We start from the raw sequence: 16,138 nt of genomic DNA on the forward strand, positions 1-16,138 counted from the left end.
CCTTCCACGTATGCCTACAGAGTCAAGAAAGTCAGCCTCTGCATCGTTTAACCCCCTAACCAACCTCCCTTTAAGCATCGACTGTCTTAATTAGCTGGTAATGCTCGAATGGATAAAAGAATATCCCGAACGATGGCCTCTCGTTTATAAAGGTCTTCCCACCCATGGGGAGTATCTATATTTAATGCAAAAAAGACAGGGCCAGATGGCCACTCTACCCATCCAACCCACCAGCCGTAGCGGCCTTCCCATCCAGTTTTTGCGCGTAGTATCCAGCCCTTTCCGGCTTCAACTATCATAAGATCCTTTAAGATAAGCTGATGCTCTCGCTTAAACGGAAGCTTATTTTGATAGAGCTTTTTTAAAAACCCTACTTGCTCCATCGCGGATAACGCAAGCTTACCGTCAAGCCAATATGGGCCACCTTCTGCACTTGGGTCCATATTTCCATAGTCGATTCGTTTTAGGTAAGCCCTTGCTTTCTTCTTACCAATCGCCTTTGCAAAATTTTCATACACCCAAACAGCAGAATTCCGCATAGCCGAGCGCAAGTTCTGATCTTGATTATGAGGCGTGTAACTTCGTTTTACGCCATCCCACGGAAATACCTGAAATTCATCCTTAACAACCCCTGCATCTAAAGCGAAAAGCGTATGGGGAATCTTGAAAGTAGAGGCCGGAGAATAGCGCTTACTAGCCCGTACGCTGTTATAAACACTCAGCTTTTTAGACAAGTCGCGACGATCAGAAATAACAATAGTGCCTGCCACGTCATAGTTATCAAAGAACACCTTCCACTCAGGCCTTTCTTCCTGAGCGAACACTTCAGAGCAAAAAAATACGGAAAATAAAAAGAAAATGATGTATCGAGTATTCACCTTATATCCTTGGTATTCAGTGCTTTGCTCACCGGAAAGGTAGGAGCATAGTTTATTATCCAGTGTGATATATTTTAGTATTCTTTGCTAATAAAGCCTCATGTTTCGGCGTGCCCTCTTCATTCTAACGTTAGACGAATCTCGGACGTATCTTCAGCTAACGCTTACTCTCATACCTCTGTCACCTTCAAAGACCTAACCCCTCTACCTCTGCCCCCTCCACAGAACCCCTCGTTTTATTCGGTGTGCACAATTCTCCGCCGATAGCCAACCATAACAAGTAAAAATAAACAGGCAATACCCACGGATAACGGAAAAAGCAGAGTTGCCAGTGAATAGTTCTCTAACGCTAATAAAGCGAAAATATTTCTTGCCATAAACAACAAAAAAAAAGCCATATTTTCTTGATGGGGGAAATCATACGCCTTACGTATTGTAGGACCAAAGCCAAGCAAATCTACAATCGTAAGAACCACAACAGCCCACAATGGGTTTGAAGTGAAATACCAAAACGGAAGTGAAGCTAGTGCGGATAGAAAAAACACCCAATCCATTTTCGTAATAGAAGCATCCGAACGCTTTATAAAAGCTAATAGCGCAATAAAAGCTGCAACGAAGCCCGAAACCCCAATTGGCCATGCACCAATCCCCCCTTCTGCTTCAAGTTGAGCAAAGAATACGATTGACGTAGTTGTACCCCAAATAATCCAAGAAAAAATATGCGGTTTTGTAGCCTCTGCAAATATCGAACGAATATAAGGAACAAAAGCCACAAAGGTAAGGGTTATCGCAACACCGCTACAAATAAGCTTTAAACTTGAATCCATAATTTCTACCGATGGCTTTCTTATTAGAGATAACGCAGTTAAAGATAAATGGGGCTACCTACCTCCCCATTTATTATTTGTAAAGCAGGTACTTTTCCTTGGAAATAATCAGATAGCCAGAAATGACCGCACGAATCATCAGTTTAAAATATCCTCAATCCAATCTAGAAATTTGGCTGAACTTCTCGTTCCGAAGTTATCCTTATTGGGTACGTAATAGCATAAATCCGATTTGACCGGACGAGTATTAAAGTGTTGTATAAGGTTAGTTTTTAACAGCCTTTTAGTGAGCGTCGTAGAACAAAATACAAGCCCATTTTCTGCCATAGCCTTCTGTATCCCAAAAAGCTCTTGATCAAATTTTTTAAGCTTAATATTAGCGCCATCCAGTCCATTTTTTTCTAACCAAGTGGCTAGTGGCGGATCAGGTAGCAATGTATTTTTCCACTTCGTTGTAAAAAGGGTAATAGGCTCATTGGACCAAGAAGGCGATGTCATTCCATAAGCACCAAATACATTGAATGACTCATATTTAATAATATCAGAACCCTCAACAACTGAAACATCACCAACCCGAACAGGAATAATATAGGATTGGTTATCGATAGACTCGCCAGTCGATATTTCCATAGAAAGATCGGGATTGACCTGTTCAAATTCATGCTGCGAAGGAATCAGCACTAGCGCTGCTAATGATGATGTTGTCGTCACCCTGACAGCACATCCTGCCTTCATCACCTCGTCTAAAGCACTTTCAATTTTCCGAAACCCATCTGAAGTCGCTTTAGCTAATTTTACCCCTGTTCCAGTTAGAGAAACCCGTCTCCCCTTTCGATGAAACAAGGTTACATTTAGCCGGCTTTCCAAGTTGCTAATATGGTGAGAAATGGCTGTTGGCGTCAGCGAAAGCTCTTCTGCAGCTAACTTAAAACTCCCCCGACGGGCAGCCGACTCGAAGGCTTTCAGAGCCTGTAGCGATACCTGCAAACTTAATCTCCAACTTACAACGGGTTCATCGACAGTGTAGATGATTTAAACTCATCTACAAGTATATTCTTTCCATTTGTTCTGTTCTACCTAGGCTTACAAAATAGTCCCTGTTATCAATCAACTGAGGCACTGGAAATGAACACAATATTACACATAGACTCAAGCGTTAGATCTGTAAAAAACCCGAATCCAGATCACGATTCCATATCAAAAAACATTGCTCTTCGCTTCGTCAACACATGGAAACAGAATCGGCCTGAAGATGAGTATATCTATCGTGATGTTGGAGTGAATCCACCTAACTTCATAACACAAGACTGGATTGCCGCGGTGTTTACCCCTGAGGAAAAAAGGACTCCGGCACAGAAAAATAGACTGGCACTATCAGATAAACTGATAGCTGAAATAGAGGCAGCCGATGTTATCTTAATTTCCTCACCAATGTATAACTATGGTATGCCGGCTCAACTTAAGGCGTGGTTCGATCAAATTGTACGCATAAATAAAACCTTTGATTTTGATACCTCACGAGGAGACTTCCCACTACAGCCTCTACTCTCAGGAAAAACACTGGTTATAGTCACATCCAGTGGAGAGTTTGGTTTTGAAAAGGGAGGACTAAGAGAGGGGTCAGGTCACCTAACGCCACATCTACGGACATTGAGCAAATATTTAGGGGTAGAAACAATCTATGAGATTACTTCCGAATACCAAGAATTTAATGACGAGAGGCACCGCGTTTCAGTAGCCAATGCAAAAGGCCGAGCCGAAAGTATTGCAGCAGAACTTAGTGCCTAAACCTTGGTTCCATTGAACCTATTGTTACATAATTCTAGAGCTACACGACTGTTCATATTGCGACATCTATTGATAAAAACACGAACCAAACCACATAGTTTGGAAGCCATATTGATTTCCAGCCAGCCTGAAAAGGAATTGCGGCTGGCTGGCCAAGATAGAAATTGGAGAATGTATTGAGCCCAACCACTCAAGAAAACCTATAACCCCAACAATCAAAAATAAGTTAGATTTAAAAAATTTTCATATAATCGTCTCTTTTTCTCTTTTATTTACATAACTATTTATATTGCACCAAACATACATCTATATAATTTATAAGTATTTTTATCCTGGCAGGGTAACAATACAAGCACCCCTTAGGATAACGAGTTGGGAAAAACAGCGTAAAGACAGAGCTCCACACTTAATCGGACTGTTAGATAACTTAAAAGTGCATAATGCTAAACCTGTTTCTGTTCTTTTAGACAGTTTCAGTTTCCAAATTATCCACTACAATTGAAAAACGATGCCTAATCTTAGTACAACCTCGTGAGCAAAAAGCAAAAAAGCAAAAAAGCAAAAAAGGATTTTTATGATGCACAACAGAACATCTCCTCTCGCCTTCATATTTTCAGCTATTTTGATATTTCATGGTCAGGTGATGGCCCAGGAAAAAAGTCGTCCATATTACAACGACTTGAATGACTTCATTTTGCATGAAGGCAAAGGGTTTACCACCATGTCATCCTTCTACTCATCGGGTAGTCAATGGTGCTCCCATCCCTATGTCAGAGTAATAGTTGAGTACGAAAATAAAGCAACCAGAAAGTCAGTTCTTAGCTCCAATCCTGCCACTTACTTACAACAAACCATTATTCCTGCAATTAAGAAAATATGCCCGAAGTTTCCGCATGCAGCCAAGCATAATAGACAGGTTATAGATTTCAGGCTTAGACCTACACAAGGGGGCATTGCTGACGAGCGCATCAACCCTGACCACTTAGGCTTCAAAATCACTGATCAAGGTCATGTCAAACTGATTAAAGACCTAGCTTATAGAAACTGGAGAGATGAACATAAAGGCACTTATAGCTTTGAAGTCGACCATCAAAAAAACCTTATTAAGGCTGAATTTATAAAAGTGATCGAAACGCAAGTCAAAGAAGAAAGCCTTAACGCTAATAAAGCTCATAAGCTCTTGCAGCATGCCCTGCAACGCCGTGACGATTATAAACTTTTCTTTGCCAAGACAGCTAACCCTCTATTCTTTGAAGCACTCAACTTAAATGAGGATGCGATAACGCATATTAAATCGGCGTTGTCTCGTAATAAAAAAGCACTCTCAGCACTTAAAAAGGCCAAATCGATATACAGTGATCTATCAGCCGATAAAGCTAGTTTAGCAAAAGCCAAATCATATATTACAAGCTATAAACACTACAAAGAACAGAATAATACGCTTATGGAAACAGCTTTAGATAAGTTCGAAGCAGGTGACAAAAAATTAAAAGAAGGTCATCAAGAAGTATTGAGACAGAGAGCACAATAATATGAACTTTTTTTTCAAGCCTATTATTCAGCAATAACACGCCTATGATTTCTATCACCCGAACAGACTATGCATTTGCAACCCTTGATGCATCTATTCATGAATGGGATACAATAAAAGCAATTGTCCGATACTGCGCTAACAATTATCGTGACACTGAATTACTGTATTGTATACATGGCCCAGAAGAACACCGACAAGATAAAATTACGTCATTAAGTGAAATAATGGAGGAGGTCTGGGGGCTTCCCCCCATTAAATTGGTCTATAAAAATGATCTATTTCTGATTGCAAACTGTATTACAAGCACAGAGGGTAAACCGCTCTCTTATGTTAATAATGAGCTACATGAAAATTTAGCGAAGCAAATTACCGACTTGAGCGTTTATGATATCTTCGATGACAGCAATGTCCGTGATGAACAGTGGATGCTATGGGAGTTTGAGCGATCAATCCATAATACAAAAGCATGGATTATAAAGCTTCATGCCAAGCAAATAGATAAAGCTGGGCAGCCCTATGCGCAACACCCTTTACGCGTTCATACGCAATTACAAAAGATGTTTCCTGAAGCAAGCGAAGATATCCATCACGCAGCCCTGTTACATGACGTATTGGAAGACTGTGATATTACTGCGCAGGATTTACGCGAACGCGGTTATTCTGAGCATACAATTCAAATCGTTGAGGCAGTAACAAAGCGACCAAATGACGGACTAACCTACAAGCAACGCATCAAACAGCTAGCCACTACAGGTCCAATCGGCGCAATCCAAGTGAAACTATGTGACCTACTCGACAATACAGATCCTAAGCGACTTAGAGCCCTCCCACCTGAAAAAGCAGCATCTCTTTCTAAGCGTTATTCAAGCGCGATTGAAATATTACAATTGCGCTTAACGCATTTGGATTAGCAGCATAAGTTGATAACACTACTGAAATAAGCACAGATAAGGCATTATCCATGAAAAAATCAGGTCATCTTGCATACTTATTACCCTTATCGCAATCACTTGGGGGCAGCTTACCATGGCTGAAAAGCCCTTAAATACATCCGCAAACTTACCAACAACATCAACAGGCCTAACATTTGAGGTGGATCCAGAGGTTATCAAAGCAAAGGCTCGCGAAGGACAGTTTTTACCGATTCCTATGCTAAAAACACCGATTGCCTATAAGACTTTTTTAAAAATGTACGCTGAACACCTTAAAAAGAAAAAAGGGGGTATTCATATCGCGGTTATTGTTGATGCCAACAACAAAAACTGGCCTAACAAAGAAACCACAATGCACATTAACAATGTCTATAACTTCGCCAAACAAGCCATGACAGGCAACAAAAAAGCACAGCAACGGGGCTATGCTGAATTATACGGTGCAAGAATCAACAAAATCATACCCGTTGTGTATGAGCTTAAAAACCAAAAATCAGTTTCAAAAAAAATGGCCAATGGTCAATATGAAACTAAAAATGTGCCTATTGCTCTCAATGACATCATCCTATTAGTCAATGATTACCGAGCTGCCGAAAAGGGCAATGGAGCCTTTATAAATACCATTGATGACTTAAAAATCAGCCTTGAAACCTTTTTGAAAGATGGTCGTTACATGATATCTAAAGCGCAATATTTAGAAGAACTACGAATTCGCATTGATGAATTAGATACTGATCTGGAAGAATTATATAAACATAGAAAAGAACTAAAAACGTTAAAAGAACTACTGCCCCATATCAATGAGCACTAAGCTCTGAAAATCAAACCGATGCCCTTTTTAATTCAATACCCTGTCGACTTCATCCTACAACCATAAAAAAGGGCCACAGAATATCTCAGAAAAAAAGAAAGGCACAGTTAAAGGCTAACAGTGCCTAAATTTTCCTTTGTCTCACCGCCTCAAACAAGCAGATACCTGTCGCTACAGATACGTTTAAGCTACTCACTTCGCCCGCCATAGGGATTTTAACCAGTTGATCGCAATGAGCGCGAGTTAAACGGCGTATACCTTGCCCTTCTGCGCCCATAATCAATGCCATAGGGCCCGTTAGATTAGCGGTGTAAACATCCAGATCGGTTTCGCCCGCAGTGCCTGTTGTCCAGATGCCCCGCTGCTGCAAACTTTTGAGGGTTCTTGCCAAGTTAGTCACCAACACATAAGGAACCGCTTCGGCGGCCCCACAGGCAACTTTTGCTGCTGTTGCATTTAAGGGAGCGGACTTATCTTTGGGTGCAATCACCGCATGAACGCCCGCCGCATCGGCAGTTCGTAAGCACGCGCCTAGGTTATGAGGGTCTGTTACGCCGTCGAGTACTAACAGAAACGCGGGCTTATCTAAATTATCGAGTAGTTGCTCAAGGTACTTTTCAGTCCGGGTTGGAATCGGTTTACAAAAAGCCACAACGCCTTGATGTACGCCTCCCTCAACCAGCTCTTCAAGTTCACGCTTGCTGACTTGCTCAACTTGAATTTTATGACTCATGGCCGTTTCAAATAGGCTATGCATCCGCTCGTCATTACGACCTTTTAAGATAAGAATGCGCTGTACACGTTTAGGATCTCGTTTTAAAACAGTATTGATCGCGTGGATACCAAAGAGGTGTTCATACTGCATGTTTAACGCTCCCCTACCCAATCGCCCGCTTGTTCTTTTACCAAGACAGCCAAGAGGTCTATAAAACTGGCCTGCGCATTCAATGCAGGAATGTAATCATATTGTTCGCCCCCCGCTTCAAGAAACACATCACGGTTTTCTATCGCGATCTCTTCTAGGGTTTCAAGGCAATCAGCGGAAAAAGCAGGACAGGTAATATGTAATTTTTTAATGCCATTCTCAGGCAAGGTCTCAAGGGTTTTATCAGTATAAGGTTGCATCCATTCAGCAGGGCCAAAGCGCGACTGGAAAGTTGTAATCCACTCATTATCCGATAGCCCCATCTTAGCTGCGAGCAGTTTTGAGGTTTCATGGCACTGTGCAGGATATGGATCCCCTTTATCTGCATATTCTTTAGGAATACCGTGATAGGAGAGCATTAATTTATCTGCCGTGCCGTTTTGATCTTTAAACTGCTGTATGTGGTTCGCCAACGCACTAATATAAGTAGGATGGCTGTAATAGGAATTAACAATACGAATATCAAGCACACAACGCTGTTTTAACTGGTACTTAGCTACTTGATCATAGATAGGTGCTGTCGTTGTCGCTGAGTATTGCGGGTACATAGGCACGATGAGGATTTTTTTATAACCGCTTTCGGACAGTTTTTCTAATCGCGCTGTTAGGTTAGGCAAACCATAGGTCATGGCTGCGAATACATCGGGGGCCGTGTCACCATAGTTCTTTTGCAGTAAGAGATGTAGCTCAGCCACCTGCTTATCTAGAATTTTGCGCATAGGGGAATCATCTTCCCAAATACTGGCATAAGCTTTAGCAACTTTTTTTGGCCGCAGATTAAGGATTATGCCATTTAACACACTTAGCCAAAGCAGACGGCGTAGGCCTTTTCCTTCAACAACACGCCGATCAGATAAAAATTCTTTTAAATAACGTCGTACCGCACTAGGTTCCGCTTTATCCGGTGTGCCTAAGTTAACTAAAACGATGGCTGTTTTTTCAGATTGACTCATTCAGCGATATTCCTTCTACTTTGACCCGTGATTATCCCCAAACTATACGTAAAAGCCTATAGAAACGATCATTTGGACATAAAAAAACCGCACCCTTTCAGGTACGGCTTTTAAATGACTCAAGATTCGGGGATTAGACGTTAGCTAAACCTTCAAATACTTTGTCACGAATATCATCAACACTACCTACACCTGCCACATATACATACGCAGGTGCAGTTGCAGCATCGGTGTCACCCCAACCTTTGTAGTAATTAATCAGTGGTGCAGTTTGATCATGGTAAACGTTTAGACGATCACGAACGGTCTCTTCTGCATCATCAGCACGCTGAACAAGATCTTCACCTGTCACATCATCTTTACCCTCCACTTTTGGTGGATTGAAGATGACATGGTAAGTACGACCAGAACCTGGGTGTACGCGACGGCCCGCCATGCGTTTAACGATCTCTTCGTCAGCAACGTCGATCTCGACAACCGCATCTATCTTAACACCCGCATCTTTCAATGCATCAGCTTGAGGAAGTGTACGTGGGAAACCATCAAACAAAAAACCTTTTGCACAGTCGGCTTCAGCAATACGTTCTTTAACCAGACCGATGATAATATCATCAGATACAAGCTGGCCTGCATCCATGACTTCTTTGGCCTTCACGCCCAGTGGGGTACCCGCTTTTACTGCAGCGCGCAACATATCACCTGTAGAGATCTGTGGAATGCTATATTTCTCTGTGATGTATTGTGCCTGAGTACCTTTACCTGCGCCTGGTGCGCCCAGAAGGATAATACGCATACAGGAAACTCCTAACTTAAAAGTTTAAAAAAATAGAAAAATGGTTATGTTCTCGACCAATAGAAGCTATCGAAAACAAAAAATTTGTTGCTGTAAAAACGCTGGTTACGGACAATACCACGCCTCAAATGTCGAACAATTCGACATTAGCACTACCAACCCTAAACTAAAGTCCGGAAAACGAACAATCGTTGAAAAAATAAACAGCGTTTTGGCCGCATCCTTATGCGTGCGGCCGACTACTTTACCTTATTAACCCGTGTTACGCATCCCCGCTGAAATGCCAGCCATTGTTACCATTAACGCTTGTTCAAGACGTTGATCCGGTTCATTACGGTCACGGTTCAATAATTCCGCTTGTAAAAAATGCAGTGGATCGATGTATGGGTTACGCACATCAATGGATTGTCTAATCACCGGATTGCCCTGTAATAGGTAATCTTGCTCTTTAATGGTGTTAATCAAAGCAACAATATTAAGTAACCGGCTACGTAAGCTAGAACCTAGTGTACATAGCTCTTGGGATACTAAACGCTTATCGTAGTAGGCAGTAATATTGGTATCGCTTTTCGCCAGCACCATTTCAAGCATGTCGATGGTCGAACGAAAGAACGGCCACTGTTGGTACATCTGTTTGACCAATCCAGCACTACTACCGTTTAAGGCCTCACCTAACGCGGTATCGCTACCTAACCATGCCGGTAGCATCAAACGAATCTGCGTCCAAGCAAAGATCCATGGGATGGCACGTAAACTCTCAACCCCTCCATCTTGACGACGCTTAGCCGGTCTTGATCCTAACGGAAGTTTAGCCAGTTCCTGCTCCGGTGTTGCGGCACGGAAATAAGGCACGAAACTAGGGTCATCACGCACAATAGCGCGATAATCCGTTAGGCCTTTTTTCGCCATACTCTCCATCTGTACTCGCCACGATTCTTCAGGGCCTGGCGCAGGAGTAAGCGTTGCTTCTAGGACTGCCCCTGTGCATAACTCTAAATTACGCACCGCTAAATCAGGCATACCGTATTTAAAGCGGATCATTTCACCCTGCTCAGTTAAGCGCAAGCTATGATCAACAGACCCCGGCGGCTGTGCCAATATGGCCGTATGGCTTGGACCACCACCACGACCGACGGTGCCACCTCGACCGTGGAACAAGGTCAGATGTACATCATGCTCTTTGCATAGCAGAGTTAACGCTTCTTGAGCCTTAAACTGTCCCCATGCGGCCGCCAGCTGCCCCGCATCTTTAGACGAATCCGAATAACCGATCATCACCTCTTGATGACCTTCCGTATAAGCCTTATACCAATCCACTTTGAGCAGTGCATCGATACAATCTCGCGCACTTTCTAGATCATCTAAGGTTTCAAAGAGCGGCACAACACGCATATTGTGGCTGATTCCCATCTCCCGTAACAGTAAGATCACCGCTAATACATCGGAGGGTGTACTTGCCATAGAAATAACATAAGAACCTAATGCGCTAGGTTCGGCCTGAGCTACCACTTGGCACGTGTCGATTACCTCTTGTACCTCAGCAGAAGGCGCCCAGTCTTTAGGAAATAGTGGACGACGGCTTTGCAGCTCTTTTAGCAGAAAGTTTTGACGCCCCTCTTCACTCCAACCGTTATAGGAGCCTAAGCCATAAAATTGAGCAAGCTCTTCAAATACTTGTGCATGACGATCTGAACTCTGGCGAATATCTAATTTAACCAGTGTTAAACCAAAACAGGCGATACGACGAATAATGTCTTCTAACGCGCTCTCAGCGATGACGCCCATTCCACACTCTTGCAGGGAGCGGTAGCAAAGCATAAGAGGCTCAAGCAACTCCTCGTCGCGGACAAAAACATCACAATCACTTTTGATGTCACCGTTAAGCTGTCTCGCGACCCAGTTTTTAGTAGATGCTAGCTTTTCACGTACTTCACTTAACAGCTTGCGATACGGCTCGGCGCAGTCACCGACACGATCACGTAACTCTTTGTTGGCACGGTACATAGAGAGCTCAGCGCGTAAGGCATCAATATCGTTAAGGTAGAGATCGGCCGCCATCCAACGAGATAAGAGTAGGACCTCTTCCGTTACTTTAGCGGTCACATTGGGGTTGCCATCACGATCGCCACCCATCCATGAGGCAAAACGTATAGGCGAACAATTGAGCGGAAGCCTTTCACCTAAGGTTTCATTCAGCTGAGAATCAAGACGCCGTAAAAATTTAGGTACGGCGGTCCAAAGGGAGTTTTCTATAACAGCAAAACCCCATTTAGCTTCATCTACGGGTGTGGGGCGCAGTTTTCTAATCTCATCGGTATGCCAAATTTGGCGTATAAGCTCATCAAGACGATGTTGCGCGCCTTCATCGCCACGATCTAAGCGACGTAGACATTCAGTAATATCATCATATTTTTGGATCAGGGTTCGACGGTTTACTTCTGTTGGATGGGCCGTAAGTACCAAATCAATCTGCATTTGACTGAAGGCGTCTGATACCTGCTGTGGTGAAAAACCTTTCTGACGCAGCTGAGCAAATAAAGTACATAGAGAATCGGGTGTACACACATCTGTTTCCTCAAGATGACGACGTACCCGGTGGTGTTCTTCTGCAATATTGGCTAAATTCAAAAACTGAGTAAAGGCCCGAGACAACGGTAAAACATCATCTTCACTTAGTTCTTTTAACGCCTTAAGCAGCTCTTCATGTTCAGATTCTGCTGTATTACGTCCAGCCTTTGCTAATTGACGGACGGTTTCTATTTTCTCAAATAATTCATCACCTAAGTGAGCCTTGATTGTGTCACCTAAACTAGCACCTAACATTCGAACATTATCACGTAAAGCTTCGTGCAGATCGGTCATATACCCCTCCTGACGCAGAAAAATAGCATCTGATTAACTCGATGCTACCCCATTAAAAAGAATAAAAACACTGGCTTTTCATATGATTAATCTTATATAAAAGAATGGTTGTCTAGATTTGAGGCAGTAGGGTAAGCGTGCTTAGCTATAAGAACGAACGGATTTTTTTGAGTTGTTTCTTTGCAGTCCATTCATCTGCGTATGCAATCTCTTTACTCGGTTGCTTATCCCCAACAAAATACAGTACGAGTCGGTAGTTTTGATCAACTTCAGTCCCGCTATCGTAGATCACCTCTAGCTTTTCTACTGCGGAAAAAGCAATGATCTCGTAATTTCTTGGACCAACAACGGCAACCTCTTGGCGATTGAGGTCTAATAAAAGCCTCGGCGATCCTTTAAAATCTTCACTAACTGTAAAGCCCGTAGCTTGGAGCTGTTTAAGCTGCTGATCTGTTTTGTTCCAGTTCCAATAACCTAAGCCAGCAATAATCACTAAAGCGATGACAAACCATTGGAACGATGTCACCGACTAAAGCCCCTTAGCCTTAGCTTGATCCCAGAACTGATCAAGCTCATCAAGCGAAAACTCTGACCAAGCTTTACCTGACTTAAGTACGTTATCTTCAACAAAGCCAAAACGGCGCTCAAACTTTTGGTTAGTACCGCGCACAGCATCTTCTGGGTTAACGCCTAAATGCCGCGCCAAATTGACTTGGGCAAAAAGAACATCCCCCATCTCATCGGCCACAGCCGCTTGGTTTCCCAATTGGATAGCTTCACGTAACTCAGCGATTTCTTCTTCGATTTTATCGAGCACTAATTCAGCATCATTCCAATCAAAACCGACTTGAGAAGCACGTTTTTGCAATTTAACCGCACGACTCAAACTGGGTAAGGCTTTAGGCACATCATCTAAAACTCGGCTAACACCTTTTGCTTCTTTACCCTCCCGTTCTTGCTGCTTTATACGCTCCCAGTTTTGCTTAATTTCGTCGTCAGTCAACGTTCGCTCAGCAGGGGGAGAGTGTAATGTACCATCAGGAAAAACATGAGGGTGACGACGAACTAGCTTAGCTACCAGATTTGACACGATAGTGGAGAAATCAAAACGCTCAGTTTCGGCACCTAACTGAGCATAAAAGATCACTTGAAACAGCAGATCACCTAACTCGTCATTTAGATGGGACCAATCTTTACGCTCGATAGCGTCCGCTACTTCATAGGCCTCTTCGAGTGTATGGGGCACAATAGAAGCGAAGTCCTGCTTAAGATCCCAAGGACAACCGCCGTCAGGATCTCGCAGCCGCGACATGAGATAGATAAGATCATCAATTGTATAAGTCGGTGACATCTATTAAAGCCTTATCTAAAAATTTACTCATCCAAATTAACGTATAATACCGCTACGCTGACGATAAACTTCCATCACATTCGGTATCTGATTAACTTTATCCATAACGCGTCCAAGCAGATCTAAACTCGATATTTCAACGGTTAACGTTAATCTAGCCATATTTTCACGTTTATCTGATAGTGTATTTGCAGCAACAATATTCACATTTTCAGCGGCCATAATCAGCATCACATCACGTAACAAGCCGGGACGATCGAAGGCTTCAATAAAAATATCAACGGGATAGGTTGTCTCACCCGAGACGCCCCAATCTACTTCGATAATTCTTTCCGGCTCTTTTTCCTGTAATTGAATAAAGTTACTGCAATCTTCGCGGTGCACAGAAATTCCACGCCCTTGCGTAATGTAACCGGCAATTTGATCACCTAAAACCGGAGTACAGCAACTTGCCATCGTCGACAACAAGTTACCAACACCGCTAACTTTGATCCCTTCCGGGCTCACTTCGTCTTCGTGGTGTGATGGTAATGCCAGATCTAACTGCTCATCGACGTCCTCGTCGAGTACTTGACTTTGTGCCGAGTTAATAATTTGAGAAAGCCTTAGATCACCGGCCCCTAAAGCCGCGTACATATCCTCGATGGTTTTGTAATTAACCTCAGCGCAAATTTCAGTCAGGTTAAGGTCATCAAGATCGATCGCCAAACGTTTGAACTCTTTAACCACCATTGCGCGGCCGGCATCAGCATTTTGCTCTTTGGCTTGAAACTTGAACCAATGCGCCACTTTTGCCCGCGCTCGTGGAGTCGTGACAAAACCAAGGTTCATATTTAACCAATCGCGACGCGGGCGCTCCTCACTTCCGGTCATGATTTCAACTTGGTCACCCGTTTGTAAACGCCTATTTAACGGCACTATGCGACCATTAACTTTAGCGCCACGGCAGCGGTGACCTATTTCAGTATGTACGCGGTACGCAAAATCTATAGGTGTCGCCCCTTTAGGCATATCAATCACATGACCATCGGGAGTAAAGATATATAAGCGATCTTGCACTACATCGCCGCGCAACATCTCACCAAAGCCTTCACTTTCACCTAGATCATCATGCCATTCCAGAACCTGACGCAACCAAGCAATTTTATCTTCATATGCATCGCTATTGGTTTTGGTGTCTGTACCTTTATAGAGATGATGCGCACAGACGCCCAACTCGGCCTCTTCATGCATATCAAAGGTACGTATTTGAATCTCTAGCACTTTGCCATCTAAGCCAAAAACAGCCGTATGTAATGAACGATAGCCATTAGGTTTAGGGGATGCGATGTAATCATCAAACTCATGGGGTATGTTGCGCCATAAGCTATGAACAATCCCAAGCGCTGCGTAGCAGTCACGGCTTTCTGGAACTAAAATCCTAACAGCGCGAACATCGTAAACTTGGCTAAATTCAATATTCTTACGCTGCATTTTACGCCAAATACTATAAATATGTTTAGCTCGACCGTTAACCTCGCCATCAATATCGGCGTTCTCAAGCTCGCTTTCTAGGCGCACAACAATTTGATCTATATATTCTTGACGATCTAAACGTTTCTCATCTAATAAGTTGGCAATATGTTTGTAATCATTCGGTTTTAGGTAGCGAAACGAAAGGTCTTCTAGCTCCCATTTAATATGGCCTATACCTAAGCGATGAGCCAAAGGCGCATAAATATCAAAAACCTCACGAGCAACAAGATAACGTTTCCGACGAGAGCCATTTTTAACGCCTCGAATAGCACAAGTACGCTCTGCAATTTTAATGAGGGCAACCCGCACATCATCAATCATTGCGACTAACATTTTGCGCAGGTTATCCATCTGGGTAGTGTCACTACCTAGAACATTGTCATCAATACGCGGATTTTTACGGCTACCAATCGCCGCCATCTGAAGGACGCCCATGACTAACTGGGCTATAGGCTTACCAAACTGCTTCCGTACACGCTCCATAGGAAGCTTACGTTCACGAACGGCACGATAGAGAATTGCAGCAATTAGGGATTCTTGATTCTGATGAAGATCAGCAAGAATTTGTGCCATCTCCAGACCGGTTCGAAAGCAACCTTCCGTTTGTTCAGCCCAAGCATCTTCTACTTCATCGGTACTTTTCTGTGCCTTTTTGGCCATTTCACAGGCACGACGAACGACATCGATGTCATCAATATCTGTTAAATCTTGAAGCTGTTCTAACCATAACTCTATATCAACGGACCCATCATCTCTAATGGGTTGATCTTGGCGAACTTTAACCATGATGAACCTGCGCCATAAAAACTGCTACTCCCAAAAATTAAGCCGCATCTTTTATTATTTTAATTAGACAAGAAAATATGGGCTCTTCCCTGTTATTCAACCCTTATCCTGTGGTCGGCCATTCTATTCTTTATGAGCTCAAAGCGCGAATTTGTTTCCCGCTCTATATCAAAAACAAACATT

14 protein-coding genes are annotated in these 16,138 nt (G+C 43.0%); 4 read left to right on the forward strand and 10 right to left on the reverse strand.

The features are described 5' to 3' along the window. Positions 1-86: 86 nt before the first annotated feature. From blaOXA to A3774_RS01140, 3 genes are all read right to left on the reverse strand, one after another. On the reverse strand, positions 87-878 hold the full coding sequence (gene blaOXA / locus A3774_RS01130; protein ID WP_075107877.1) for a class D beta-lactamase: 792 nt from the start codon (positions 876-878) through the stop codon (positions 87-89). Between the two features lie 236 nt (positions 879-1,114). After that, positions 1,115-1,705, reverse strand: coding sequence for a hypothetical protein (locus A3774_RS01135; RefSeq protein ID WP_067862159.1), 591 nt, complete (start codon positions 1,703-1,705; stop codon positions 1,115-1,117). Positions 1,706-1,843: 138 nt separating this feature from the next. Next, on the reverse strand, positions 1,844-2,692 hold the full coding sequence (locus A3774_RS01140) for a LysR family transcriptional regulator (RefSeq protein ID WP_067862161.1): 849 nt from the start codon (positions 2,690-2,692) through the stop codon (positions 1,844-1,846). Between the two features lie 138 nt (positions 2,693-2,830). On the opposite strand from A3774_RS01140, the gene A3774_RS01145 reads away from it, so the two are divergent. The 4 genes from A3774_RS01145 to A3774_RS01160 all read left to right on the forward strand — a co-directional run bounded on the left by A3774_RS01145 (position 2,831) and on the right by A3774_RS01160 (position 6,770). Then, positions 2,831-3,493 carry an FMN-dependent NADH-azoreductase gene (locus tag A3774_RS01145; protein WP_067862162.1) on the forward strand — a complete coding sequence of 221 codons (663 nt, stop codon included), beginning with the start codon at positions 2,831-2,833 and terminating at the stop codon, positions 3,491-3,493. 643 nt (positions 3,494-4,136) lie between these two features. Then, entirely contained in the window at positions 4,137-5,024 is an 888-nt protein-coding gene (locus A3774_RS01150; protein ID WP_156473638.1) for a hypothetical protein, read from the forward strand. Positions 5,025-5,068: 44 nt separating this feature from the next. Beyond that, a complete protein-coding gene (locus A3774_RS01155; protein ID WP_067862167.1) occupies positions 5,069-5,938 on the forward strand; it encodes an HD domain-containing protein in 870 nt (289 codons plus the stop codon). A 115-nt stretch (positions 5,939-6,053) separates the two neighbouring features. Beyond that, positions 6,054-6,770 carry a hypothetical protein gene (locus A3774_RS01160; protein ID WP_067862169.1) on the forward strand — a complete coding sequence of 239 codons (717 nt, stop codon included), beginning with the start codon at positions 6,054-6,056 and terminating at the stop codon, positions 6,768-6,770. Between the two features lie 124 nt (positions 6,771-6,894). Here A3774_RS01160 and rlmB read toward each other — a convergent pair whose 3' ends face one another. From rlmB to relA, 7 genes are all read right to left on the reverse strand, one after another. Further along, the gene (rlmB, locus tag A3774_RS01165) at positions 6,895-7,635 is read right to left on the reverse strand and encodes a 23S rRNA (guanosine(2251)-2'-O)-methyltransferase RlmB (RefSeq protein WP_067862171.1); all 741 of its coding nucleotides are present in this window, start codon (positions 7,633-7,635) and stop codon (positions 6,895-6,897) included. Between the two features lie 2 nt (positions 7,636-7,637). Further along, entirely contained in the window at positions 7,638-8,648 is a 1,011-nt protein-coding gene (gene hemH, locus A3774_RS01170) for a ferrochelatase (RefSeq protein ID WP_067862173.1), read from the reverse strand. A 133-nt stretch (positions 8,649-8,781) separates the two neighbouring features. After that, the gene (adk, locus tag A3774_RS01175) at positions 8,782-9,441 is read right to left on the reverse strand and encodes an adenylate kinase (protein ID WP_067862175.1); all 660 of its coding nucleotides are present in this window, start codon (positions 9,439-9,441) and stop codon (positions 8,782-8,784) included. Positions 9,442-9,693: 252 nt separating this feature from the next. Beyond that, positions 9,694-12,303 (reverse strand): phosphoenolpyruvate carboxylase, encoded by a 2,610-nt coding sequence (ppc, locus tag A3774_RS01180; protein WP_067862177.1) that lies wholly within the window; start codon positions 12,301-12,303, stop codon positions 9,694-9,696. A gap of 145 nt (positions 12,304-12,448) precedes the next feature. Further along, positions 12,449-12,829 carry a hypothetical protein gene (locus A3774_RS01185; protein ID WP_067862179.1) on the reverse strand — a complete coding sequence of 127 codons (381 nt, stop codon included), beginning with the start codon at positions 12,827-12,829 and terminating at the stop codon, positions 12,449-12,451. A 3-nt stretch (positions 12,830-12,832) separates the two neighbouring features. Then, on the reverse strand, positions 12,833-13,654 hold the full coding sequence (mazG, locus tag A3774_RS01190) for a nucleoside triphosphate pyrophosphohydrolase (protein ID WP_067862181.1): 822 nt from the start codon (positions 13,652-13,654) through the stop codon (positions 12,833-12,835). Positions 13,655-13,690: 36 nt separating this feature from the next. Continuing rightward, positions 13,691-15,955, reverse strand: coding sequence for a GTP diphosphokinase (gene relA, locus A3774_RS01195; RefSeq protein WP_067862183.1), 2,265 nt, complete (start codon positions 15,953-15,955; stop codon positions 13,691-13,693). Positions 15,956-16,138 lie beyond the last annotated feature (183 nt).

The sequence above is a fragment of the Neptuniibacter marinus genome (assembly GCF_001597725.1).
Classification (GTDB): domain Bacteria; phylum Pseudomonadota; class Gammaproteobacteria; order Pseudomonadales; family Balneatricaceae; genus Neptuniibacter; species Neptuniibacter marinus.